This window comes from Puia dinghuensis (assembly GCF_014642875.1).
Classification (GTDB): Bacteria; Bacteroidota; Bacteroidia; order Chitinophagales; family Chitinophagaceae; genus Puia; species Puia dinghuensis.
Genome location: NZ_BMJC01000006.1, coordinates 243,041 through 266,337 on the forward strand (window position 1 = coordinate 243,041; position 23,297 = coordinate 266,337).

The following is a 23,297-nucleotide window of genomic DNA, read 5'->3' on the forward strand; positions in this document are numbered from 1 at the left end:
AATCGTTTTGATGTATTGCCATAAAAGTAGAGAAACGTCCCGGGGGGACTATCCTGCTGCATCCTGCTTTCGGACCACTATTTACGCAAACGTTGTCGGAAATGTAAGACTGACAATTATTAGAGGAAACCCAGTTCCAGTTTGGCTTCTTCCGTCATCATATCCTTTGTCCAGGGCGGATCAAAGGTGAGCTGTACGTGGCAGTCCATGACGCCGGGAAGGGATTCTATCTTCTCCTGTACATCGCGGACGATGTCGCCGGCAACGGGACAGCCGGGCGCGGTGAGGGTCATGGTGATCTTAACATTGTCGTTGTCGCCGATCTTGATCTCATAGACAAGGCCGAGATCGAAGATATTGACGGGAATCTCCGGATCGAAGACGGTTCTTAACTGTGCTTCGATCTCGTCGCGCAGACTGAGTGTGTTGGATTCGCTCATGACTGTAAAGATTTAGACTGATAGGCCACGGCGTACATTTTTATTTGCTTCACCATCGACAACAGTCCATTGGAACGCGTCGGCGAGAGATGGCTGCTCAGGCCAATGGTATCGATGAACGTAATTTGTGCATCGGTGATCTCTTTCGGGGTATGATCGGAAAGGACCTTGATGAGCAGGCTGATCAGCCCCTTGGTGATCACCGCATCGCTTTCGGCGGTGAAGAAGAGCTTTCCTTCGCGGTAGTCTACGTGCAACCAGACCCGGGACTGGCAACCCTTGATAAGGTTTTCGTCCTTTTTGTATTGTGCGTCGATCAGCGGCAGTTCTTTGCCCAGCTGGATGATGTATTCGTATTTATCGTCCCAATTGCCGAGAAAGTCAAAGTCGGCGATGATCTCGTCCTGTTGCTCCTTGATCGTCATGCGAGTAGCTTTACGGCCTTTCGGATGCCGGCGGTAAGTCTGTCGATGTCCGTCCGGTTATTATAGATGGCCAGCGAGGCGCGGACTGTTCCCGGAATGCAATAGCGGTCCATAACCGGTTGCGCACAGTGATGCCCCGTGCGGACGGCGATGCCCTGTTTGTCGAGAATCTCGCCCATGTCGAAGGGATGGATGTCGCCGACGAGGAAGGAGATGACCCCAGCCCGGTGGGTGGCATCGGCCGCACCGACGAACCGGAGGTTGGGAATTTCCCGCATCGCGTCGAGTGCATAAGTCATCAGGCTATGTTCAGCCTGCTGGATGTTGGAGATGCCAAGCTCCTGAACGTAGCCGATGGCGGCAGCAAGACCGATAGCCCCGGCCATGTCGGGTGTTCCCGCTTCGAATTTATAAGGAAGATCGTTATAAGTGGTCTTTTCAAACGTAACCGTTTTGATCATTTCCCCCCCACCCTGGTAAGGAGGTAGTTTGTTCAGCCATGACTCCTTGCCATAGAGAATACCAAAACCGGTGGGGCCATATATTTTATGACTGGAGAAGGCCAGGAAGTCGGCATCGAGCTCCTGTACGTCGACGGTGAGGTGTTGTACGGCCTGTGCAGCGTCGACCAATACGGGAATACCGTGCCGGTGTGCCGCGGCGATGATCTCCCGTATGGGGTTGATACCGCCGAGGGAGTTGGAGACATAGTTCACCGCTACGATCTTCACGCCCTTTAGCAGATGATCCAATTCATCGATGATAAGATCACCATTCTCGTCGACGGGGATCACCTTCAGGGTAGCGCCTTTTTCCTCGCCGATGAGCTGCCAGGGAACGATGTTGGAATGGTGTTCGACGGCCGAGACGAGGATACTATCACCGGGCCGGAGCTCAGTCTTACCAAAACAAGCCGCCACCAGGTTAATGGCTTCGGATGTCCCGCGGGTAAAGATGATCTCGTGGGTATGGGCGGCGTTGATGAAATCCGCCACGGTATGGCGCGCCGCTTCATAAGCCTCTGTCGCCTGCTGACTTAGATAATGGACGCCGCGGTGCACATTGCTATTGATAGTATGGTAGTAGTCGTCCATGGCCTTCAGCACCTGCTCGGGTTTCTGTGTTGTAGCCGCATTATCCAGGTAGACAAGTGGATATCCATAGACCGTACGCTCCAGGATGGGAAAGTCCCGCCTGATCTTTTCGATGTCCAGCATCGAAGGTTCTATTATGGTTGCATTATCCTGCATGATTGACAGGGATATGGTGACTGATCTGTTGGTTGATATACGTTTCTACGGCCGGGAATTTTATCTTTTCGGTGACGTCGAAGGCAAAGGCATTGATGAGCAGGGCCTTTGCGGTGGCTTCCCCGATGCCGCGGGCACGGAGGTAGAAGAGGGCATCTTCGCTGAACTGCCCTACGGTGGAGCCATGGCTGCATTTTACGTCGTCGGCGAAGATCTCCAGTTCGGGCTTGGAGTCGATGGTCGCTTTCTTACCGATCACCAGGTTGTTGTTCTGCTGGAAGGCATTGGTCTTCTGTGCGTCTTTGTGCACATATACCTTCCCGTTGAAGACACCGGTCGACCGTTCGAGCAACACGCCCTTATAGAGCTCGTTGCTGAAGCAATGGGGTTTCTGATGATCGACGAGCGTGTGGTTATCGACCAGCTGGTCGCCTGCGGTGAGATAGAGGCCATACAGATGGGTCTCCGTATGATCTTCTTCCAGCCGGGCCTGCAGGTCGTTGCGTACGAGGTCGGCGCCAGGCAGTGTAAAGGTATAGCTGTTGTAAAGGCTTTGCTTTTTCTGGTGGACGATGGTTTGCTGTACGAGGCGGGTTCCCGTTGCAGCAGTCTGCAGGTTGACGTGATCGAGTTTTGCATCGTTGTGCACGATGATCTCGGTGAGGTTGTTGACCCAGATCTTCACCTCGCCCGACAGGCCGCTTACCGTCGATTCGATGACGGACAGCTGCGCGTTGCGGTCAACGATCCAGAGGTGACGGGGCTGGACCATCAGGTTGTAATCGCTGGTATACACATGAACGATGTGCAGGGGCTTTTCAATAACGATATTGGCTGCGACGCGGATGAAGAGGCCGTCCGTATAGAGGGCGGCGTTCAGCGCGGCAAAATGCAGGTTGCCCCAGTTGTCGTTGGTAAACAAGTCCCCGGGTTGGCTCAGCGCATCCGAGACCCGATGTAGCTCGATGCCTTTGGGAAGCTCACCGCCTTCAATTTTGCCGTCCCAGACCCCGTTGACCAGGACAATGCCATAGCAGTCGAGATCGGGGATCGCGGCTTTTGCGAGAAGTTCGGATAATTCAGCCGGGGCGCCCGCGGAGGGTGCTTCCAGCGCATATTCGTCCTTCAGGAAGCGGGTGATATTCGTGTACTTCCAATCCTCGTTCTTGATGGTTGGAAAGCCCAGCAATTGGAAGCGATGAAAAGCCGACTGGCGTGCCTGTTGTGAGGCTGCGGTAGTCGACAATTTACTATATTTTTCGACAATTCTCCCGTACAGGGGGATCGTCTGTTCTTGTAGCACGTTCATGATCAAATGGTAGTTGCTTCTTGTTCACGAGACTCTTCCTTGAGCCAGTCATATCCTTTTTCTTCCAGTTCGAGCGCCAGCTCTTTTGTGCCGGATTTTACGATACGGCCATTATAGAGGACGTGGACGAAATCAGGAATAATATATTCCAGCAGCCGCTGGTAGTGGGTGATGATGATAAAGGCGTTTTTATCCGAGCGCAGCTTGTTCACCCCCTGGGCTACGATGCGCAGCGCGTCGATGTCGAGGCCCGAGTCGGTTTCGTCGAGGATGGAAAGGGAGGGCTGCAGCATAGCCAGCTGAAAGATCTCGTTGCGCTTCTTTTCCCCACCGGAAAAACCTTCGTTCAGCGACCGGTTGACGAGTTGGGCGTCAAACTCCACGAGCTTTTGCTTTTCGCGGGTCAGCCTCAGGAATTCCTTTGCATCCATCGGCGGCAGCCCTTTATACGTCCTTATCTCGCCGATGGCCGTCTTGAGAAAGTTTATATTGGAAACTCCGGGAATCTCTATGGGATATTGGAAGGCGAGGAAGAGGCCTTCGCGGGCCCGGGTCTCGGGTTCCATTTCCAACAGATTCTTGCCCTCGAAGAGGACCTCGCCTTCGGTAACCTGGTAACTCTCCCTACCGGCGAGTACGGAAGCCAGTGAGCTCTTGCCGGAGCCATTGGGTCCCATGATGGCGTGTATCTCGCCCGCATTGACCGTCAGATCGATGCCTTTCAATATCTTCTTGTCTTCGACCTCAGCGTGTAGATTCTTAATGATCAGCATTTATTGTATTGTTTAGCCTACGCTTCCTTCAAGCGTGATAGATAATAACTTTTGTGCTTCGACGGCAAATTCCATCGGAAGCTGATTGAGTACTTCCCGGGCATAGCCATTGATGATAAGGGCAATGGCTTTTTCCGAATCGATGCCCCGCTGGTTGAGATAGAAGATCTGGTCTTCACCGATCTTGGAGGTGGTAGCCTCGTGTTCAACCGTGGCGGTATTGTTCTTCGATTCGATGTAGGGGAAAGTATGCGCACCACACTGGTCACCGATGAGCAGGGAGTCGCACTGGGTGAAATTCCGGGCTTCATCGGCTTTGGCGCCGATCTGTACCAGCCCGCGATAGCTGTTCTGGCCCTGACCGGCAGATATGCCCTTCGAGATGATACGGCTGCGGGTGTTGCGGCCGATATGGTGCATCTTGGTGCCGGTGTCCGCGATCTGTTTGTTGCGCGTGACGGCCACCGAATAGAACTCACCGGTGGAGTTGTCTCCTTGCAAAATAACACTGGGATATTTCCAGGTGATGGCGGAGCCGGTCTCCACCTGGGTCCAGGAGATCTTGGCGTTGGCGCCTTTACAGATGCCCCGTTTGGTAACAAAGTTGTAGATACCGCCCTTCCCATCCTTATCTCCGGGATACCAGTTCTGGACGGTGGAATATTTTATCTCGGCATTCCCGAGCGCGATAAGCTCAACGACGGCAGCATGCAGTTGATTTTCATCCCGCATGGGGGCCGTACAGCCTTCGAGGTAGCTGACATAGCTGCCTTCGTCGGCGATGATGAGGGTCCGCTCGAACTGGCCGGTATTCTCGGTATTGATACGGAAATAGGTGGACAGCTCCATTGGGCAGCGGACACCTTTGGGGATATAAACAAACGAGCCATCGGAGAAGACGGCGGCGTTGAGGGCGGCAAAGATGTTATCGGAATGCGGCACTACCGAACCCACGTATTTTTGAACGATCTCGGGGTGTTCCTGTACGGCCTCGCCGAAACTGCAGAAAATGATACCGAGCTCCTTCAGCTTTTCCTTGTAAGTGGTAGCTACCGAAATGCTATCGAAAACGGCATCAACCGCGACGCCTGCCAGAGCCTTCTGTTCGGAAAGCGGGATACCCAGTTTCTCGAAAGTAGCCAGAAGTTCAGGGTCCACCTCGTCAAGGCTGTTGTATTTCTTCTTGCTGCGGGGGGCGGCGTAGTAGGATATTTTTTGAAAATCGATGGACGGCAGGGTAAAGTTCTGCCACTCGGGAAGCTTTTGTTTCCGGAAGGCCTGGAAGCCCTTGAGCCGCCATTCCAGCAGCCAGGCCGGCTCTTTCTTCTTCTCCGAAATATAGCGGATAGTGTCTTCATTAAGGCCTGCCGGGAGGATATCCATTTCGATGTCCGTCACAAAGCCGAATTCGTACTCCTTGTTGGCTATATTATCAAGTATTTCGTTTTCGTTGGCCATATCAGTTCGGTGGTAGTTGGTAGTTTTTTACAGACTTTAAACAGCAAAGCTTTCTCCGCAGCTGCACGTCCGCGATGCGTTGGGATTATTGAAAGTCAACCCTTTACCATTGAGACCGCCGGAATAATCCAGTTCGGTACCATAGAGGTAGAGCAGGCTTTTCATATCCACGACGACGGTGATGCCCTTATCCTCGAAGACCTGGTCGCCTTCCTTTTGCACGGTGTCGAAGTCCAATTTGTACTCCAGCCCCGAGCAACCGCCGCTTTTTACGCCAACCCGCACAAAGGAGTTGGGGGCGGCCTGCTGATCGGCCATCAGTCTGTCGATATAGTCTTTTGCCGCGGGTGATACTGTAATCATGGTTCTCCTTGTTTTAGTCCGCTATTATAACAACTTATAAGCGGAAGAGTTTCCAAGGGCGAAATTCCGACAAATACACCGTAATTCCATGTGATAGGGCAGATATTACGGCGTTGTGACCGGCGAAACCCAATTTTCTCCCGATTTCGGAAGCGTGTATACAGAATTCGCAACTATTTCTTCAATACCTGGGTAATCGGCTTCCCTACACACCCATTAGGCATCTGGATATGCAACAAGGCTGCCACGGTGGGGGCAATATCGGTCATTTTCACCGGGTCTTCGGTGTGCCCGGAATGGATGCCCCACCCCATGAAGATGAGGGGGATATGCGTATCATAAGGATTCCAGGTGCCGTGGGAGGTACCGGTCTTGCCCCGGCCTTCAAACCATCCCGCATTGGGTATCAATTGAATAGCGCCACTGCGTTTGTAGTAATAGCCGTTGATGACCATGCTGCGGACGGGTTCGGCAACGGGCCCCTCGCCGATATTGCTCATATCGATGGCGTAGGTGATGCCCGGCTGGCGGCGAAGCCAGTCCACGGCCACTTTTTTGATGGCGCTAAAATCGAGCTTCTTCGCCCTGATGGTCTTCATAGCGAAGGTCACCTGGTAGTTGGAGATGGTGTCCACCAGGTTAGGAGTCTGGAAATCATGGCCCAGGATGGCATTGAGACTGTCCGTCAATTGGGCGGGAAGGAAGTAGTCGGCCGGGATATCATGGTTCTGAGAGAACCAGACGGCATGGGCCGCGCCATGATCGGCTGTCAGGAAAAGGGTATATCCGTCCTTCCCCAGCTTTTCATCGAGAAAAGTAAGGAAAGCGGCCAGATCGCGGTCGAACCGGAGATAGGTGTCCTCTTCTTCGATGGAATTGATACCGAATTGATGGCCGACATAATCCGTTGAAGCGCAGTTGATGGTGAGGAAATCGGTAACGTCGCCTTGTCCGAGTTGGTATCCCTCGACGGCAGCCTTGGCGAAGTCCAGGGTCAGCGTGTTGCCGAAGGGGGTATAACGGAAACTGGACTTGGCAATTTTATAAGAGGAATCAAGGTTATGAGGAAAGGCTGTCGTACTGTCGCCCTTGAATTTGCCTTCATAGGGCTGATCGTCGGTATCGCTTTCGCCATACGTCGACTTGGGATAAAGTGTCGTCCATTTGTTCTTCACATATGCCTTGACGGGCTCCTGCTTGTTGAAGCCATCCACCCATGAAGGCAATTGGGTCATATAATAATTGCTGGTGATGAAATGACCGGTAGAGTCATCCAGCCAGAAGGCGGCTGTGGCGCTGTGGCCTGCCGGGAGGATGGCGGCCCTGTCCTTGATAGAGACCCCGACCACCTTGCTCCGGAAATTGCTGGCCAGCATCAGCTCATCGGTAACGGTGGAAACCAGCATGTTACGCGGGGACATCTTACCTTCCTTCGACTCCGGGTCTTCGGCGCCGATGCTTTTGACCGTGCTGTCGTCGGTGCAATACATCCGTTGTCCGGTGGATTGCTCCACCCAATCGTTGGCGGCAATGCCCGTAAAGGCAGGTACCGAGCCGGTGAAGATACAGGCGTGGCCGACAGCAGTAAAGGCGGGAAGATAGTTGATCATGGTATTATCACAGGAAAATCCTTCCTTCAGCAGTCGCTTTAAGCCCCCCTCGCCATAGTGCGCGGAATAGCGGTAGAGATAATCCCAGCGCATCTGGTCGACCACGATTCCAACCACGAGTTTTGGGCGCTTTACATCCGCCGTTTTTTTGGGGTTACAGGCGGCAAATGCAAGCAGGAAGAAGGTGAGGGTGAGTAGGGGCTTCCGGTTCATGGTAAAAATTTGCGCAAAAGTATTTGAATTACAGCATCGCCAAATGCGTTATTTTTGCACCACCATTGAGTTAATAATAATTTCATAATACTATGGCAGATATCTTTGAAAAATTGCTGAAGCACAACGGCCCCATCGGACAACATCGGGAGAGAGCACATGGTTATTTCGCTTTCCCAAAATTGGAAGGAGAGATCGGCAGCCGGATGTTCTTCAGAGGAAAAGAGAAAATAGTTTGGAGTCTCAACAACTATCTTGGTCTGGCAAATCATCCCGATATCCGGAAAGTGGATGCAGAAGCAGCAGCCCGGTTTGGCATGGCGGCTCCCATGGGAGCCCGGATGATGAGCGGCAACACCGTTCATCATGAGCAGTTGGAAAAAGAGCTGGCCGAATTCGTAAAAAAAGAAGACGCTACATTGTTTAATTATGGTTATCAAGGCATTATGAGTGCCATCGACGCCATTTGCGGCCGGCACGACGTCATCGTTTACGACGCGGAAAGCCACGCCTGCATCATCGATGGCCTGCGGCTCCACCCCGGACACCGTTACGTTTTCAAGCACAACGATATCGAGGATTGTGAAAAGCAGCTGCAGCGTGCCACGGCACTCATCGAGAAGCAAGGCACCGGCGGTATCCTCGTCATCTCCGAAGGGGTATTCGGGATGGCCGGCGACCAGGGCAAATTAAAAGAGATCGCCGCGCTGAAGGACCAATACGAATTCCGGTTACTGGTAGACGATGCTCACGGTTTTGGTACGTTGGGCAAGACAGGCGCCGGCGCCGGAGAAGAGCAGGGAGTACAGGATAAGATCGATCTGTATTTCTCGACTTTTGCTAAATCCATGGCATCGATCGGGGCATTTATGGCAGGAGACAGAGGCATCGTCGATTATATCCGCTATAATACCCGCAGCCAGATCTTTGCCAAGAGCCTGCCCATGCCGGTCACTATCGGCAACCTGAAAAGACTGGAGATGCTGCGGACGCAGCCCGAACTGCGCAAGAAACTCTGGGATGTTGTCAACAAACTCCAAAAGGGACTACGGGACAACGGCTTTGATATCGGCGCAACCAACTCGCCCGTGACCCCGGTATATATGAAGGGCGATGTTCCCGAAGCAACGGCCATGGTTATGGACTTGCGGGAAAACCATCATATCTTTTGTTCCATCGTCGTCTATCCCGTCATTCCAAAAGGGCATATTATCTATCGCCTGGTACCGACGGCCGTGCATACGGATGAGGACATCCAGCGGACGCTCGAGGCTTTCCGGGTCACTAAGAAAAAACTCGATGCGGGAGATTATAAGGTAGAGGCAATTCCGCATATGGCCGAGGCATAAAACCTACATATCGATATACATGGAAACCCTGATTTTTAATCAGGGTTTTTTTATTTTTTACCTAAAACTGAACATAAAAAGCCCCGCTTACGCGGGGCTGCACTAATCAAATACCATTAACCATTAAACCTTATCCTATGAAAAAACAAAGATAGTGTGTCTGATTGAACCAGAGCGGTTAGTAGGCATTTTTTTTTATTTTAATACAATTAAGTTGATTTTCGTCAAGTGATTTTTCTACAGATAATCCTTTAGCGTTATTGGGTAGACTTTTTGGAGCTAAATCGTTATAGCCAAAAATACATAACGCGGGCCTGCAGAAGCCCGAAAAAAGACAAAATCCTGGCCGGTTGGTGGAGAGAACTTGCCGGGTTGGATGGAAACTTACCAGGTGGTGTGGAAACTTTTGTGGTATTCGTCGAACGACCGGGTGCGGTAATCCCCTTCCCCGAAGTATTTCACCAGCGGTTCGAGGTCCCTGGGCTCCATAAAGCCGGGGATGGCCTGGGGTTCTTCTCCGGGCACGATGATGATGGTGGTGGGAAATTCCAGTTGCCCATGGGCAAGATAAACCGCGAATTCGTTGCAGCGATATTGCGGGCTAAAATTATAGCTCCTGCCCTGCCAATTGATGGTGGCATGGCTTTCGGCGTCGACCTTGACGGTGTAGAACTTCTCGTTGAGGTATTGGGCAACGGCTTTATTCGAATAAGTTTTTTTATCCATTTGTTTACACCATCCGCACCACGTAGTATACAGATCGATCAGTACAGGCTTTTTTGTTTGTTGCAGCCTGCTGGCGGCCTCGTCGATGCTGAGCCAGGTAACGGCGCCGGAATTTACCGATATAGCAGAGGCAGATCCGGCTAATGTGGCGGAGGCAGGCCCGGGAAGAGGCTTCCTGGCGCTGGGCAACACCACCAGGATGAAGGCGGCGAGGCAGATGGAGAATAAATACGTGAATTTCAAGCTTTCCGTGTTACTTTGCAAGTTACTATTCGCACAAATATAACGAGATTATATGCGCAAAATTGTCGTGGCCATCACCGGCGCCAGCGGTTCCATCTATGCCCGGCTCCTGCTGGATAAGCTGGCCGCCCTGCGCGGGCAATGGGAGTCGGTAGCCGTAGTCATGTCGGATAACGCTAAGGAGGTGTGGCAGACAGAGTTGGGCAACACGGCCTGGTCGAATCATGGTTTTCCCTTCTTTTCGCCACGCGATTTTATGGCGCCTTTTGCCTCGGGTTCTGGGAAATACGACACCATGATCATCATTCCCTGCAGTATGGGGACTCTTGGCCGCATTGCGACGGGTGTTTCTTCCGATCTGATCACCCGGGCTGCCGACGTCATCCTTAAAGAGCGGCGCAAGCTCATCTGCGTGGTTCGCGATACTCCTTATAACCTCATGCATATCCGCAATATGGAAACGGTGACGCTGGCGGGGGGCATCATCTGCCCGGCTACGCCATCCTTTTACAGCCTTCCCAAAACCATCGACGAAGTGGCGGCCACGGTTGTAGACCGGGTCATCGACCTGGCAGGGTTGAAAATCGATACCTTTCGTTGGGGAACCACGGAATAAGACCCACCCGAAGATCAGTTGCGCAGGTCTACCTCTTCCGCGCCGGGGAACTTAGCCTTGTTGTAGGCTATCTGTGCATCAGTGAAGGTGGCGTTGCCGTTGAGCTTATTCGTCTGAAGGGTATACTTGGTTCCGCCTTTGTCAAACCATTTGATACTGACAAGGGTATGCGCTGTTTTGTCGATATACAGCAGGGCTTTGAAGAAAGGTTTTGACTTATCCGTCGGGGTGAGTTCTACTTCTTGTACGATGTGGGCGCCCATCTTCGATTCGCCATTCAGCTTGTAGAGGAAATCCTTGTCGTAGAAATCGGTAAAGATCTTATCCGGGGTGATGGTTTGGGTGCTGGGGTCCGACTTGGTGATCGTCACTTCGTTGGATGATTTGTCATAGGTCCACACATCCTTTCCATCACAGAAGATATCCTGGCCGCCGACAACGTTGATGTGATATTTATTGCCTTTGATATAGATGGTTCCGCTTTTGCTGCCCTGTATTTTGTCGTTGGCATCCGCTACCGTCAGGGTAAACCCCGACTGCACCGCCTTGAAGGATTTCAACTTTGCGCTGAGGCCGTCCAACACTTTTTTAGCGGCAGGGTCATTCTTGCCAAGACTGTTATTCTGAGCCTGCGCCAGCAATCCGCCTGCTGCGAGTATGAGACAAAAGAAAATAGATTTTTTGTTCACGTTGAGTTTTTTAATTGTTGTATTACAGCCTCATAGACTATGCGCCGCGAAGATAGTTTAAAACAGCCAGAGCTGCAGGTTGCGCTGCTAAAAATTGGCTAAGGATTAAGATAATGCTCCAGTTCGTGCTCGGTCTTGATCAGCACGTCGCGGGGTTTGCTGCCCTGGCCGGGTCCAACGACACCCGCGGCTTCCAGCTGATCCATGAGTCTCCCGGCCCGGTTGTAACCCAGCTTCATCTTGCGCTGGATAAGCGAGGTGGAGCCCAATTGGTTGACGACAATAAGCCTTGCGGCCTCTTCGAAGAGGGGATCACGATCGCCGAGATCGAAGTCTTTTGCCTCCATCTCCTTCTCATCGACATATTCCGGTAGTTTGTAGGACTCGGGATAGCCCCTTTGCCGGCCGATGAATTGGGTGATCGCTTCCACTTCGGGAGTGTCGACAAAAGCGCATTGGAGCCGGGTGATCTCCCCGTTGTAAGAAATGAGCATGTCACCTTTCCCGATGAGCTGATCGGCCCCGCCGGCGTCGAGAATCGTCCGGGAGTCGATCTTGGAAGACACTTTGAACCCGATGCGCGCGGGGAAGTTGGCCTTGATGGTACCCGTGATGATATTGACCGAGGGGCGTTGGGTGGCGATGATCAGGTGGATGCCGACGGCACGCGCCAATTGGGCAAGGCGGGCGATGGGCATTTCTATTTCCTTGCCGGCGGTCATGATCAGATCGGCAAACTCATCCACGACCAGCACGATAAAGGGCAGGTATTGGTGGCCTTTTTGGGGATTGAGCCGCCGCTTGATAAACTTCTCGTTGTATTCTTTGATATTGCGGGCATTGGCTTCCTTCAGCAGATCGTACCGGTTGTCCATCTCGATACAGAGCGCATTGAGGGTATGGACCACTTTCTTCGTGTCGGTGATGATGGCTTCTTCTTCACCCGGCAGTTTGGCGAGGAAATGCTTTTCGATAGTGCGGTAGATGCTCAGCTCCACCTTTTTGGGGTCTACCAGCACCAGCTTCAGTTGGGAAGGATGCTTCTTATAGAGCAGCGAGACCAGGATAGCATTCAGACCAACCGACTTCCCCTGTCCGGTAGCGCCCGCCATCAGCAGGTGAGGCATGGAAGACAGGTCGACAATGAAATTTTCATTATCTATCTTCTTCCCTATTGCAATCGGCAGGTTGAAGTTGCTGTGCTGGAATTTATCCGAGGACAGCAGGGTACGCATGCTGACCACGGTCTTCTTTACGTTGGGAACCTCTATCCCAATCGTTCCTTTCCCGGGGATGGGGGCGATGATGCGGATACCCAATGCGGCCAGGCTAAGCGCGATATCGTCTTCCAGGTTCTTGATCCGGGAAATGCGCACGCCCGCGGCGGGCACGATCTCATACAAGGTGACGGTGGGGCCTACCGTTGCGCTGATCTTCGAGATGGAAATATCGTAGTTCTTGAGGGTATTGATGATCTGGTTTTTGTTGGCTTCCAGTTCGGATGGGTCCTGGACGATCTTTTCGCTGCCGTGCGCTTCGAGAAGCTCGAGGCCAGGGTACTTATAGTCCCGGAGATCGAGCGTAGGTTCGTAATCCGGCATATTCTCCGGAATAAGGGATTCCTCCCCTGCCGCCTCGGGCTCTGCGGGTGGTTCGGGGGCAGTCTTGATCTCCAATTGCAGATCGCCGGGTGTCTTCGCCAGTGGCGGAATGGGCGGCATCTTCAACGGTGGCGGCGGTTCTTCGCCGGGTTCTTCATCGATATCGTCCTCTTCTTCGGCTTCCGCCAGGATGGGATCGGGGTCGAACGGCGCCTCCCCGGAACCTTCGCGTTCGGTGACGGTGAACTCTATATGCGGCTCTTCCTCCAGTGGCGGCGCGATGGCAACGATGCCGCCGTCTTCCTTCAACACATTGCCTTTGCCATTATTAAAGGATTCATCGACGAATAACTTTGCGCCTTTTTTACCCTTCTCCTTTGGTGCAGGTTTCTCCGGCTCGACGGGTTCGGGGACAGGGACAGGCGCCGCCGCCTGCTCCTTCTTGGGCAGGGAAGGGACATGGAATACGGGGTTAAACCGCCAGATGATGTAGGCCAGACCCGCCACCAGCAACAGGGCGGCCGTGCCGATCCAACCCAGGAAACGGGTGAGCCAGTCGCTGATCATATCCCCGACAGCGCCACCCCAGGGGAAGTCCATGCCATGGGTGACAAAGGCCGCTGCTACGGAAAAAAAGAGCAGGCCCGCCAGCACATACCGGAGGTTGCGGCTGATAGAGAATATTCGCCGGGCAAAAAGCAGGTTGACCCCGATGATAAAAAAGATGGAGCAAAAGAAATAAGAGGCCAGGCCAAAACCTTTGAAAAAGAATTCATGCGAAACCAATGCGCCAAGGTTTCCCAGCAGGTTGCTTACTTTTACATTGGAGGAAGGAAGCAGGATGGAAGCGCCATGAAAGACCTTGTCCTGGTCTTCTTTCCAGGTGAAGAGATAGGAAGTAAAAGCAATAAACAGGAAGATGGCCAGCAGGAGAAAAACGGCCCCGGTGATCTTATGGGTACGTTCGTCTTTGACAAGCTGCTTTACGGTGACCTGGGATTCCTTTTCAGGCTTCAGCTTCTTGTCGGCAGCGGGCTTCTGGCTCTTCTTTGACTTCAGTCGGTTTGCCATGGATACAAAGATAATATTACAGCCGGACTCCGTCCGGTTTAGAGGACAATTATAAAATTATTTACTTTACAATTAAAAAAAAGGGCGTGAATATCCTTAAAGCATGTTGGTTGGGCCTTTTCCTATTGATAATGCGGCTTGAAAACCAGGCCCAAACTTCCCAACTAACCCCCGCAGCCGACCTGACCCGTGCCGGCCTGCTGAACGATATTTCCCCCAACACCTGGTACTATTTCTCCGACAACAAAAATATTGCCATCCAGCAACTGCCTTCCCTACCCTACAAGCAGGACACCCGGAAATACATCCATTTCATGGCGCCGGCGCTCATCAACAAAAAGACTATCCTGCGGTTTTTCCTCACCAATCGCAGCGACGTGCAGCAAAGCGTCTTTTTCTGTCCCGGCTGGCTTGTCGACACCATCGAGCTCTACCGGCTTACGCCCGGCGGTTCACACGTCGAGGCCCTGCCACGCGAGCTGCCGAACGATGCTGACAGTCTCGGATACCGGAAGATAACCCTCGCGCCACACGATAGCGCCACTTTTTTCGCCGCCCTGTCCTATATCAAGGCGCCCTCCAATTCCATCAATCCCACTCTCACCCGGGATACCCTCATCACAGAAGGCATCGTCCTGCAGCACCGCAATAAGACTTCCATCGATGTCATCACCAACCTGTTTGCCGGCCTCATGCTGATGATGATCTTTTATGCCTTCAGCGAATATATCCAAAGCAAGAAACCCGAATTCCTGTACTACATCGGCTATTCCATCTGCATCGGCGTGCTTCTCTTCCTCAAGGCGACACTGCACAATGTGACCACCTCCTTCAATTTTTTCTTCGAGGGTTTCCTGGACAATATCATCTTCTCCGCAGGCTACATCTGTTATATCATCTTCCATCGCAAATTCCTGGAGACCAGTAAGCATTACAAGGCGCTGGACCGTTACCTGCTCTGGGGCTCTGCCGGCATCGCGATCCTCACCTGTCTTTATACCCTGGCCTTTTACTTCTCCCCGGATTTCCGCCTCGCCAATAACCTCGAGACGTACACCAAGCTGCTGCTGCTGGCTACCTCCACGATCTTTATCATCAAAGGCCTGGGCTATCACAACCGGCTGATGAACTATATCGTCATGGGTAACATCTCCCTTTGCCTGCTGTCGATCATTTCCCTGGTGATGATCTCGATGAACATCAAGATCGTCAGCGGGGTCTCCGTTCTCAATGCCTCGCTGTTCCATTATGAAGTGGGCATCACCGTTGAGACGCTTTTCTTCCTTTTCGCCCTCAGCTATAAGAACAAGATGGAGATAATTGTCAGCATCCAGAAGGAGGAAAAGCTGAAATTGGAAACCGAGCGTAAGGAGATGGAAAAACAGGTAGCCGTGCTGGCGGCAAAGCAGGACGAGCGCAACCGCATCTCGGTGGACATGCATGACGAACTAGGTTCGGGGGTAACGGCCATCCGCCTGATGAGCGAGATCGTCAAGAGCAAGATGAAAGACCAGACCCTGCCGGAAATAGAGAAGATCTCCAATTCCGCCAACGAACTCATCAATAAGATGAATACCATCATCTGGACGATGACCAGCAGCAACGATTCGGTGGAAAACCTCATTGCTTATATCCGTAGTTATGCCGTGGAGTTCTTCGAGAATACTGCCATCGACTGTTATTTTACCATGCCGGCTTCCATCCCGCCCCGGGAGATCACCGGGGAGAAACGCCGGAATATCTTCCTGTCGGTGAAGGAGGCGTTGAATAACGTGTTAAAGCATTCGCAGAGCAGTGTGGTGAAGATCAATATTTCGGTCAACGACCGGCTGGTCATCGAGATCCAGGATGATGGGGTAGGCATCAATATGGAAAAGCTGCGAAAATTCGGCAACGGCCTCAACAATATGAAAAAGCGGATGGCCTCCATCGATGGCGGGTTCAATATCGAGAACAAGGAGGGAACGCGAACAACGTTCTATTTAACCTTATGATTTATCCTTTCTCGCCACCCCAAGATACAGAAAGATCCAGCCAGCGATGAAGAAGACGCCGCCGATGGGGGTGGCGATGCCTGCAAGGGTGCGGTGGGTGTTCTCGGCGATGGTGAGGGCCGTAAGGACGTAAAGCGAACCACAGAAAAAGACGATGCCCATGATAAAGCAGTTGCCGGCCCAGATCATCCACCTGTTGTGGATCTTTTCGGAGAGGAAGGCAACAAAAAGAAGGGCGAAGACATGGTAGAATTGATACCGTACGCCGGTCTCGAAGATCGCCACCGTATCGGGGCCTACCATTGTTTTTAACTTGTGGGCGGCAAAGGCGCCAAGGGCGACGGATAGCGCGCCCAGTAATGCTGCGACAGATAAAAAATTCCGATTCATAATTCTTCTTTCAGTCTATCGGGTTCTTGTTCGTTTCGTAATAAAATTTGTATCAGTTCGTCAAGGTTGGTATTTTCTTCGCTCACCGTCACATCTGCCTGCTGGTAATACATGCGGCGTTCGCTTAGTTTCCGGATGATATAGCGTTGCAGGTCGTCTTCGGTGATCTCTGCAATAAGCGGCCGGCTCAATCTCTCCCTTTGCAGCCGCTGCCGGAGCACATCGACCGAGGTATTCAGCCAGATGACCTTGCCGCTCTTCTTCATGAATTCGATGTTGTTAAAGAAGCAGGGGGTGCCGCCGCCACAGGAAAGGATAAAGCTTTCCTGCTGTTCGGTCACCGATTCGAGGGTTTCCTTTTCCAGGAAACGGAAGTATTCTTCGCCCTGGTCGGCGAAAATGTCGGCAACCGACCTACTCTCTTTTTCGACGATAAGGCTGTCCAGATCGTAAAAAGGCAGCTCCAGCTTTTTTGCCAGCCGCTGGCCCCAGTGCGTTTTGCCGGAGCCCATGAAGCCAATGAGAAATATTTTCATTTAAATGCGTTTAATCCGGTGATATCCATTCCGGTGATGAGGAGGTGCACGTCATGGGTGCCCTCGTAAGTAAGCACGCTTTCTATATTCATCATATGGCGCATGATCGGGTATTCGCCGGTGATGCCCATCCCACCCAACACCTGCCGGGCTTCCCGGGCGATGTTGGCAGCTATCTCACAACCGTTGCGTTTGGCCATCGACACCTGGGCGGGTGTCGCCTTGTTCTCGTTCATGAGCACTCCCAGCCGCCAATTGAGCAGCTGGGCCTTTGTGATCTCGGTCAGCATCTCGGCCAGCTTCTTCTGCTGCAACTGGAAGCCCGCGATGGGTCGGCCGAACTGTACCCGCTGCATGCTGTACCGGAGAGCCGTATCATAACAGTCCATGGCAGCCCCTACGACGCCCCAGGCAATGCCATAGCGGGCCTTGGTGAGACAACCCAGGGGCCCCTTTAATCCCTGGACATTGGGCAGGAGGTTTTCCTTCGGGACACGGACATTGTCAAAAACCAATTCCCCCGTGGCGGAAGCCCGCAGACTCCATTTGCCATGGGTGGTGGGGGTGGAGAAGCCTTCCATGCCACGCTCGACAATAAGCCCCCGGATGATACCTTCCTCATCCTTTGCCCAAACCACGGCCACCTGGGCAAAAGGGGCATTGCTGATCCACATCTTGCTGCCGTTGAGGATATAATGATCGCCGGCATCTTTGATATTTGTCAACATTCCTCCGGGGTCACTGCCATGGTTGGGCTCGGTCAGGCCAAAACAGCCCAGCCATTCGCCGCTCGCCAGTCTGGGGAGGTATTTACGTCGCTGTTCTTCACTGCCATACTCATAAATGGGATACATCACCAGGGAACCCTGGACGGAAGCCGTCGACCGGACCCCGCTGTCGCCACGTTCCAACTCCTGCATCATCAGCCCGTAGCTTATATAATCGAGCCCCCCGCCACCATATTCTTCGGGGATGGTAGGGCCAAAACACCCTAATTCTCCCAGTTGGGCGACGATCTTTTGCGGAAATTCTGCCTTTTGGGCGCAGTCTTCGATAATTGGGGAGATCTCTTTCTTGACATAGGTGCGAACCGCGTCGCGGACCAACAGGTGTTCTTGGGTGAGTAATTCATCCAGGCGAAAGTAATCAGGGCTTTGAAAAACATCTACTTTTGACGTGACAGCCATGGCGAGCGGTTTTGGTCAAAAGTAAGAAAAATGCCTGTTTTTTAGACTTTGATGCAACATGCCGAAAAGACATGTGTACTTATTTGCAGGAGACGGGGTTTAAGCCTGTCGCCGGAACACAATGAACGCTAAAATAGCCGAATTGGAATTAACGGAACCAATACTACACGACGAACTGGTTGAAAGCTGCAAGCGAGGGGATTCCCGGGCTTTCGGCGAACTCTACCAGAAATATTCCAAGGCGATGTACAACACGAGTCTGCGCATCGTCAACCATACGGGGGATGCGGAGGACGTATTGCAGGAGGCCTTTACGGACGCCTTCCGAAGCCTGGAAGACTTCCACTATAAATCCACTTTCGGCGCATGGCTAAAACGGATCGTGATCAATAAATCCATCAACCAATTGCGCAAACGGAAAATGGACCTGATCGACATCGAAAAGACCAATATCGGACACCTGCCGGAGGATGACACCCCGGATGAGAACGAGATAGCGTTGAGGATAGAGGATATCAAAAAAGCGGTAGGATTATTGCCAAACGGCTATCGCACCGTACTGACCCTCTATCTTTTTGAAGGATATGACCAGGAAGAGATTGCAGAGATACTGCAGGTATCGCATGCCACGGTGAGAACCCAGTACATGCGGGCCAAACAAAAATTGTTACAACATTTAAAACAAGGAGCATCATGAACAGCCGGTTAGAACAATTTGTCCAAGATCACCGGGAGGAATTCGACACGGAGGAGCCGGACAAAAAAATTTGGGAGAAGATCGCTCAGGAGGTGAACCCCGGGAAAAAAAAACGCCCCCCGCTGGTCGTCCGACTTGACTGGAGGAGATTCAGCGCAGCAGCAGCCGTCGTCCTCCTGATAGCGGGATCAGTATGGTATTTCGGCACCCGGACGACGACCCAACCCCCGATGGTCAAGACTCAAACTTCTCCCGCGGGTGATGGCGGCAAGCAGGTTGCTCCGTTGGCCCAGGCCCCCCAAACAACAAAGGATACGACCCAGACCAGATCGAACGAGCCCACGCTTGCTACTATCCGGCCCCAGGACAACAAAGAGGACAACAAGGCAGGAGACCTTGAGAATTCAATGGACGAAGAAATGTATCACTATGCAAGGCTTGTCGAGATAAAACATAACCAATTGAAAGCCATCGAAAAAGACGAACCGCTGCTGTACCGGCAGTTCGCCTCCGATGTCAGCAAACTGGACAGTGTCTATCACAACCTGCAAAGTCAGCTACCGAAAAACCCCAATCGTGAACAACTTTTAGAAGCGATGTTACAGAATCTTCAACTGCAGATGGGATTACTGAATCATCAGCTTGACATCATCAAACAAATCAACCATTCAAAAAAGGCAGAGTATGAAAAAGCATATAAGACTACTTAATCTGGCAGTCACGCTCCTTGTCTTATCTGCTCCGGTGATGAGCCGTGCCGCAGGCGGCGACCAGGAAGTAAGGAAGCAGAGACTGATTAACAAGAACTATTCGGTGACGGCCGATGACAAGTTGCAGATCGAGAATTCATTTGGCAATGTCGTAGTCTCCACCTGGGATAAACAGGAGATCACGGTGGACATCGAGATCAGCGCAAGGGCTTCCACGGAAGAACGAGCCCAGGCGATCATGAACAGGATAGACGTCAAGGATGGCAAGGACGGCAATAACATCTGGTTCAAGACAAAGGTCGGTGATATCCACAACGGCGGCGGCAACAGGCACGGTGACAACGAACGCGGCTTCTACATCGACTATGTCATACACATGCCGGCGGCCAACCGGCTGGCGATAGAGAACAGCTTTGGCAAGACCGAAATACCAGCCTTCAAGGGATTGGTGACGCTGACGAGCAAATTCGGCAGCCTCAACACCGGCGACCTGGATAATGTAGACCAGATCGACGTGGAGTTCGGCCGGGCCTATATCGCTTCGGTAAGCAATGGAAAAGTCGTTTTTAAGTTCAACAAGGAATCCCATATCGGCAAAGTGGGTGGAAATGTGAAGATAACCAGCGAGTTCTCCCAGCATGTACAATTCATTGTAGCCGACAATATCAACGAGCTTGCCGTCTTCGAATCCTACTCCGGGGTACGCGTGGTAGTGGACAAGACCCTGTCGGCGCAGTTTGATGTCCACACGAGCTTTGGCCATTTCCACAACGAAAGCGATATCAACATCGACGAACAGAAGGAGGATGACAGCAGCTATGGACCGCACTTCGACAAGGATTATAGCGGGAAATCCGGCGATGGCAAGGCAAGGATAAAGATCAAGAGCAGCTTTGGGTCGGTGCGCCTCTCCTATGCCGGCGACCAGGACAACGAAAATCAGGATGATAAGATGGATAAGGAAAGGAACAAGCATAAGAACAAGGACAAGGAGAAGACTTCTGTCAGCGAATCGGAAGCGCGATAGCGTGCTATCAGACTAAACGGTACAATGCTTATCTTGCGTTCAAACGAGATGGCATGCCGCAAATAACCGAGCCGTCACTGGCTTATGCACAACAAAAAGACCGGGAGGATAAGCTGCAGGGCTTTCGCTCCCGGTTTGTTTTTCCCAAAAGAGAAGGGGGCGAAATGATCTACTTCTGCGGCAATTCGCTGGGGTTGCAGCCGGTTTCCGCGGAGGAGTCGATCCGGCAGGAATTGATCGACTGGCGGGAACTGGCGATCGAAGGATACTGGAAGGCCCGGAATCCCTGGATGACCTATCCGCAAACGCTTCGCGGTCCCCTGGCGCGCATCGCCGGCTGCCTGGAAGAAGAGGTGACCGTTATGAACGCGCTGACGGTAAACCTGCACTTGCTGCTTCTTACGTTTTATCGCCCCACCCCACAACGATATAAGATCATCATGGAGGCCGGCGCCTTTCCTTCCGACCAGTATGCCATGGAGACGCAAGTGAAATGGCACGGTTTCGACCCAAAGGATGCCGTCATAGAAGTGGCGCCCCGGAAAGGAGAAAGCCTTATCCGGGAGGAAGACCTGATGGCCGCCATCGAAAGGGAAAAGGGTTCGCTCGCGCTGGTGTTGTTTGGCGGGCTCAACTACTACACCGGCCAGGTATTCGACATGGCGACGATCACCGCTGCGACGCACAGGGCGGGAGCAGTCGCTGGTTTCGACCTGGCGCATGCCGTGGGGAATGTGCCCTTGGCGTTGCATGACTGGGGGGTGGATTTTGCGGTGTGGTGTTCGTATAAATATCTCAACGGCGGGCCCGGTGCGGCAGGCGGGGCCTTTATCCATCAACGGCATGTCCAGGATAAAACACTGGTGCGACTGGGTGGCTGGTGGGGGAATGACAGCACGAGCCGCTTCCAAATGGACCATCAAAGTCTGTCCTCCGGACAAGCCACCGGAGGTGGCTTAGGGGGATTTATCCCAAAACCCACCGCCGAAGGCTGGAGCATGAGCACGGCCCAGGTGTTTAATATGGCCTGTCTGCGAGCCAGCCTGGCGATCTTTGAGGAAGCAGGTATAGAAAGGCTGGTGGCGAAGAGCAGAGAACTTACCGGCTATCTGGCTTCACTGCTGGAGTCGCTGGAAGACGGGGCATTTCGGGTGATCACGCCTGCTGAGCCCGAAAGCCGGGGGGCGCAGTTATCATTGCATTTTGGCGCTGCCGGCCGCGGTAAGATCATCCAGCAGCAATTGATGGATGAGGGCGTGGTAACCGACTACCGGGAGCCGGGTGTGGTGCGCGTGGCGCCGGCGCCGTTGTATAACTCCTTCGAGGATGTCTACCGGTTTTGCCATATCTTACGGCAACTATTATGACCACCAGGCATCCTCTTCTCCGGCTTATCGACTGGTTGTTACGGCATCTGACCCTATTGGTGGGCGTGGCCCTCGTTTCCGCCATTTTACTGGGCTACTTTGCACCGGCGGCAGCGGTGAAGATGCAACCCCTTGGTGACTGGTTTGTCGACGTGATCAAAGTCTTCATCCCCTTTATCATCTTTCTTACCATCGCGACGGGTATCACCGGGATGAGCAATCTCAGAAAAGTGGGGCGCATCGGCGTAAAAGCGCTGGTCTATTTCGAGGTGGTGACCACGCTGTCCCTGGCCATCGGTATCTTCATGGCCTATCTCATCAAGCCGGGGCATATCGACAGGGCGGGCCTTCCCATACAGAACGCCAAAAAATATGTCGTGCAGGGTGCGAAAGGATTTGACTGGTGGGAATTCTTCCGAACCAACCTCACCTTGCAGGTGCTGGTGCTGGCCATCATCGCAGGCATCGTCTTTAGCATGCAGGCCAGGCGGGAAAAGATCATGAAAGTGCTGGAGATATGCACGCGCATGGTATTCCGTGTATTGAAATATGTCATGCTGCTGGCTCCAGTAGGCGCCTTTGGCGGCATGGCCTTCACCATCGGGAAATATGGCATCCGGACGCTGATCCCGCTGGGGAAGCTGATGCTTAGCGTGTACGCAACGATGATCCTTTTTGTTATCGTTGTGTTGGGATCGATCCTGCGGTACTTCAAGCTGAATATCTTCACCTATCTGCGGAATATCAAAGAGGAAATACTCATCGTGTTGGGAACTTCGTCCTCCGAGGCAGCCCTGCCCTCGCTGATGGCCAAGCTGGAACAGATGGGTTGCAGCCAGCCGGTGGTTGGGCTGGTGGTGCCGACGGGCTATTCTTTCAACCTCGACGGAACATCTATCTACTTGTCCATGGCCACCATTTTTCTCGCCCAACTGTACAATGTATCACTGACCCCCGGCGAGCTGCTCACCATTTTAGGTATTTTGATGGTCACTTCCAAGGGGGCGGCCGGTGTCACGGGCAGTGGGTTTATCGTGCTTGCCTCGACGTTGACGGCCATCCAGAAGATACCCGTGGAAGGCCTGGCCTTTCTGCTGGCCGTGGACAAATTCATGAGCGAGGCCAGGGCCATCACCAATATCATCGGCAATGGGGTTGCCACGCTGGTCATCGCGAAGAGTGAAAAGGAATATCAATCAATTACTTACGCGCATTCCTGACGTTGGGAAGTCTAAAAAGTATCAGTTAGTCAA

22 protein-coding genes are annotated in these 23,297 nt (G+C 52.6%); 8 read left to right on the forward strand and 14 right to left on the reverse strand.

Translation table 11 applies throughout. The features are described from left to right. Nucleotides 1-119: 119 nt before the first annotated feature. The 8 genes from IEY39_RS26175 to pafA all read right to left on the reverse strand — a co-directional run bounded on the left by IEY39_RS26175 (nt 120) and on the right by pafA (nt 7,841). A complete protein-coding gene (locus IEY39_RS26175) occupies nt 120-440 on the reverse strand; it encodes a metal-sulfur cluster assembly factor (protein ID WP_188937249.1) in 321 nt (106 codons plus the stop codon). Then, entirely contained in the window at nt 437-865 is a 429-nt protein-coding gene (locus IEY39_RS26180; RefSeq protein ID WP_188937251.1) for a SufE family protein, read from the reverse strand. Before IEY39_RS26180 ends, IEY39_RS26175 begins: the two co-directional genes overlap by 4 nt. Continuing rightward, a complete protein-coding gene (locus tag IEY39_RS26185) occupies nt 862-2,115 on the reverse strand; it encodes an aminotransferase class V-fold PLP-dependent enzyme (protein ID WP_229689102.1) in 1,254 nt (417 codons plus the stop codon). The genes IEY39_RS26180 and IEY39_RS26185 overlap by 4 nt, the downstream gene beginning before the upstream one ends. Further along, complete coding sequence (gene sufD, locus IEY39_RS26190) at nt 2,105-3,424, reverse strand: Fe-S cluster assembly protein SufD (protein WP_188937253.1); 1,320 nt, start codon at nt 3,422-3,424, stop codon at nt 2,105-2,107. The genes IEY39_RS26185 and sufD overlap by 11 nt, the downstream gene beginning before the upstream one ends. A gap of 2 nt (nt 3,425-3,426) precedes the next feature. Then, the gene (gene sufC / locus IEY39_RS26195) at nt 3,427-4,197 is read right to left on the reverse strand and encodes a Fe-S cluster assembly ATPase SufC (protein ID WP_188937254.1); all 771 of its coding nucleotides are present in this window, start codon (nt 4,195-4,197) and stop codon (nt 3,427-3,429) included. 12 nt (nt 4,198-4,209) lie between these two features. Continuing rightward, a complete protein-coding gene (sufB, locus tag IEY39_RS26200) occupies nt 4,210-5,655 on the reverse strand; it encodes a Fe-S cluster assembly protein SufB (protein ID WP_188937256.1) in 1,446 nt (481 codons plus the stop codon). Nucleotides 5,656-5,691: 36 nt separating this feature from the next. Further along, on the reverse strand, nt 5,692-6,018 hold the full coding sequence (locus IEY39_RS26205) for a HesB/IscA family protein (protein ID WP_188937258.1): 327 nt from the start codon (nt 6,016-6,018) through the stop codon (nt 5,692-5,694). Between the two features lie 173 nt (nt 6,019-6,191). After that, the gene (pafA, locus tag IEY39_RS26210; RefSeq protein WP_188937260.1) at nt 6,192-7,841 is read right to left on the reverse strand and encodes an alkaline phosphatase PafA; all 1,650 of its coding nucleotides are present in this window, start codon (nt 7,839-7,841) and stop codon (nt 6,192-6,194) included. A gap of 92 nt (nt 7,842-7,933) precedes the next feature. Between pafA and IEY39_RS26215 the strand changes: the two genes are divergently transcribed. Further along, nucleotides 7,934-9,190, forward strand: a complete 1,257-nt coding sequence (locus IEY39_RS26215) for an aminotransferase class I/II-fold pyridoxal phosphate-dependent enzyme (protein ID WP_188937262.1) — start codon at nt 7,934-7,936, stop codon at nt 9,188-9,190. A gap of 384 nt (nt 9,191-9,574) precedes the next feature. Here IEY39_RS26215 and IEY39_RS26220 read toward each other — a convergent pair whose 3' ends face one another. Next, complete coding sequence (locus IEY39_RS26220; protein WP_188937264.1) at nt 9,575-10,159, reverse strand: thioredoxin family protein; 585 nt, start codon at nt 10,157-10,159, stop codon at nt 9,575-9,577. A gap of 52 nt (nt 10,160-10,211) precedes the next feature. Between IEY39_RS26220 and IEY39_RS26225 the strand changes: the two genes are divergently transcribed. After that, nucleotides 10,212-10,775: a UbiX family flavin prenyltransferase gene (locus IEY39_RS26225; protein WP_188937266.1), complete on the forward strand. Its 564-nt coding sequence runs from the start codon at nt 10,212-10,214 to the stop codon at nt 10,773-10,775. 14 nt (nt 10,776-10,789) lie between these two features. Here IEY39_RS26225 and lolA1 read toward each other — a convergent pair whose 3' ends face one another. Further along, a complete protein-coding gene (gene lolA1 / locus IEY39_RS26230) occupies nt 10,790-11,464 on the reverse strand; it encodes an outer membrane lipoprotein periplasmic chaperone LolA1 (protein WP_188937268.1) in 675 nt (224 codons plus the stop codon). A 98-nt stretch (nt 11,465-11,562) separates the two neighbouring features. Beyond that, complete coding sequence (locus IEY39_RS26235) at nt 11,563-14,136, reverse strand: FtsK/SpoIIIE family DNA translocase (protein ID WP_188937273.1); 2,574 nt, start codon at nt 14,134-14,136, stop codon at nt 11,563-11,565. A 131-nt stretch (nt 14,137-14,267) separates the two neighbouring features. Between IEY39_RS26235 and IEY39_RS26240 the strand changes: the two genes are divergently transcribed. Next, nucleotides 14,268-16,130: a sensor histidine kinase gene (locus IEY39_RS26240; protein WP_188937275.1), complete on the forward strand. Its 1,863-nt coding sequence runs from the start codon at nt 14,268-14,270 to the stop codon at nt 16,128-16,130. Here IEY39_RS26240 and IEY39_RS26245 read toward each other — a convergent pair. The 3 genes from IEY39_RS26245 to IEY39_RS26255 are packed head-to-tail and all read right to left on the reverse strand — an operon-like array spanning nt 16,125 to nt 18,243. Further along, nucleotides 16,125-16,520, reverse strand: coding sequence for a DUF423 domain-containing protein (locus IEY39_RS26245; RefSeq protein ID WP_188937276.1), 396 nt, complete (start codon nt 16,518-16,520; stop codon nt 16,125-16,127). The genes IEY39_RS26240 and IEY39_RS26245 overlap by 6 nt on opposite strands. Next, complete coding sequence (locus tag IEY39_RS26250; RefSeq protein ID WP_188937278.1) at nt 16,517-17,056, reverse strand: shikimate kinase; 540 nt, start codon at nt 17,054-17,056, stop codon at nt 16,517-16,519. The genes IEY39_RS26245 and IEY39_RS26250 overlap by 4 nt, the downstream gene beginning before the upstream one ends. Further along, complete coding sequence (locus IEY39_RS26255) at nt 17,053-18,243, reverse strand: acyl-CoA dehydrogenase family protein (protein WP_188937280.1); 1,191 nt, start codon at nt 18,241-18,243, stop codon at nt 17,053-17,055. The genes IEY39_RS26250 and IEY39_RS26255 overlap by 4 nt, the downstream gene beginning before the upstream one ends. Nucleotides 18,244-18,385: 142 nt before the next feature. Between IEY39_RS26255 and IEY39_RS26260 the strand changes: the two genes are divergently transcribed. The 5 genes from IEY39_RS26260 to IEY39_RS26280 are packed head-to-tail and all read left to right on the forward strand — an operon-like array spanning nt 18,386 to nt 23,264. Beyond that, entirely contained in the window at nt 18,386-18,940 is a 555-nt protein-coding gene (locus tag IEY39_RS26260; RefSeq protein WP_229689103.1) for an RNA polymerase sigma factor, read from the forward strand. Beyond that, the gene (locus IEY39_RS26265; RefSeq protein ID WP_188937283.1) at nt 18,937-19,650 is read left to right on the forward strand and encodes a hypothetical protein; all 714 of its coding nucleotides are present in this window, start codon (nt 18,937-18,939) and stop codon (nt 19,648-19,650) included. The genes IEY39_RS26260 and IEY39_RS26265 overlap by 4 nt, the downstream gene beginning before the upstream one ends. Then, the gene (locus IEY39_RS26270) at nt 19,625-20,677 is read left to right on the forward strand and encodes a DUF4097 family beta strand repeat-containing protein (RefSeq protein ID WP_188937284.1); all 1,053 of its coding nucleotides are present in this window, start codon (nt 19,625-19,627) and stop codon (nt 20,675-20,677) included. The genes IEY39_RS26265 and IEY39_RS26270 overlap by 26 nt, the downstream gene beginning before the upstream one ends. 53 nt (nt 20,678-20,730) lie before the next feature. Next, a complete protein-coding gene (gene kynU, locus IEY39_RS26275) occupies nt 20,731-22,044 on the forward strand; it encodes a kynureninase (protein ID WP_188937286.1) in 1,314 nt (437 codons plus the stop codon). Beyond that, on the forward strand, nt 22,041-23,264 hold the full coding sequence (locus IEY39_RS26280) for a cation:dicarboxylate symporter family transporter (protein WP_188937287.1): 1,224 nt from the start codon (nt 22,041-22,043) through the stop codon (nt 23,262-23,264). Before kynU ends, IEY39_RS26280 begins: the two co-directional genes overlap by 4 nt. The last annotated feature ends 33 nt before the right edge of the window (nt 23,265-23,297 follow it).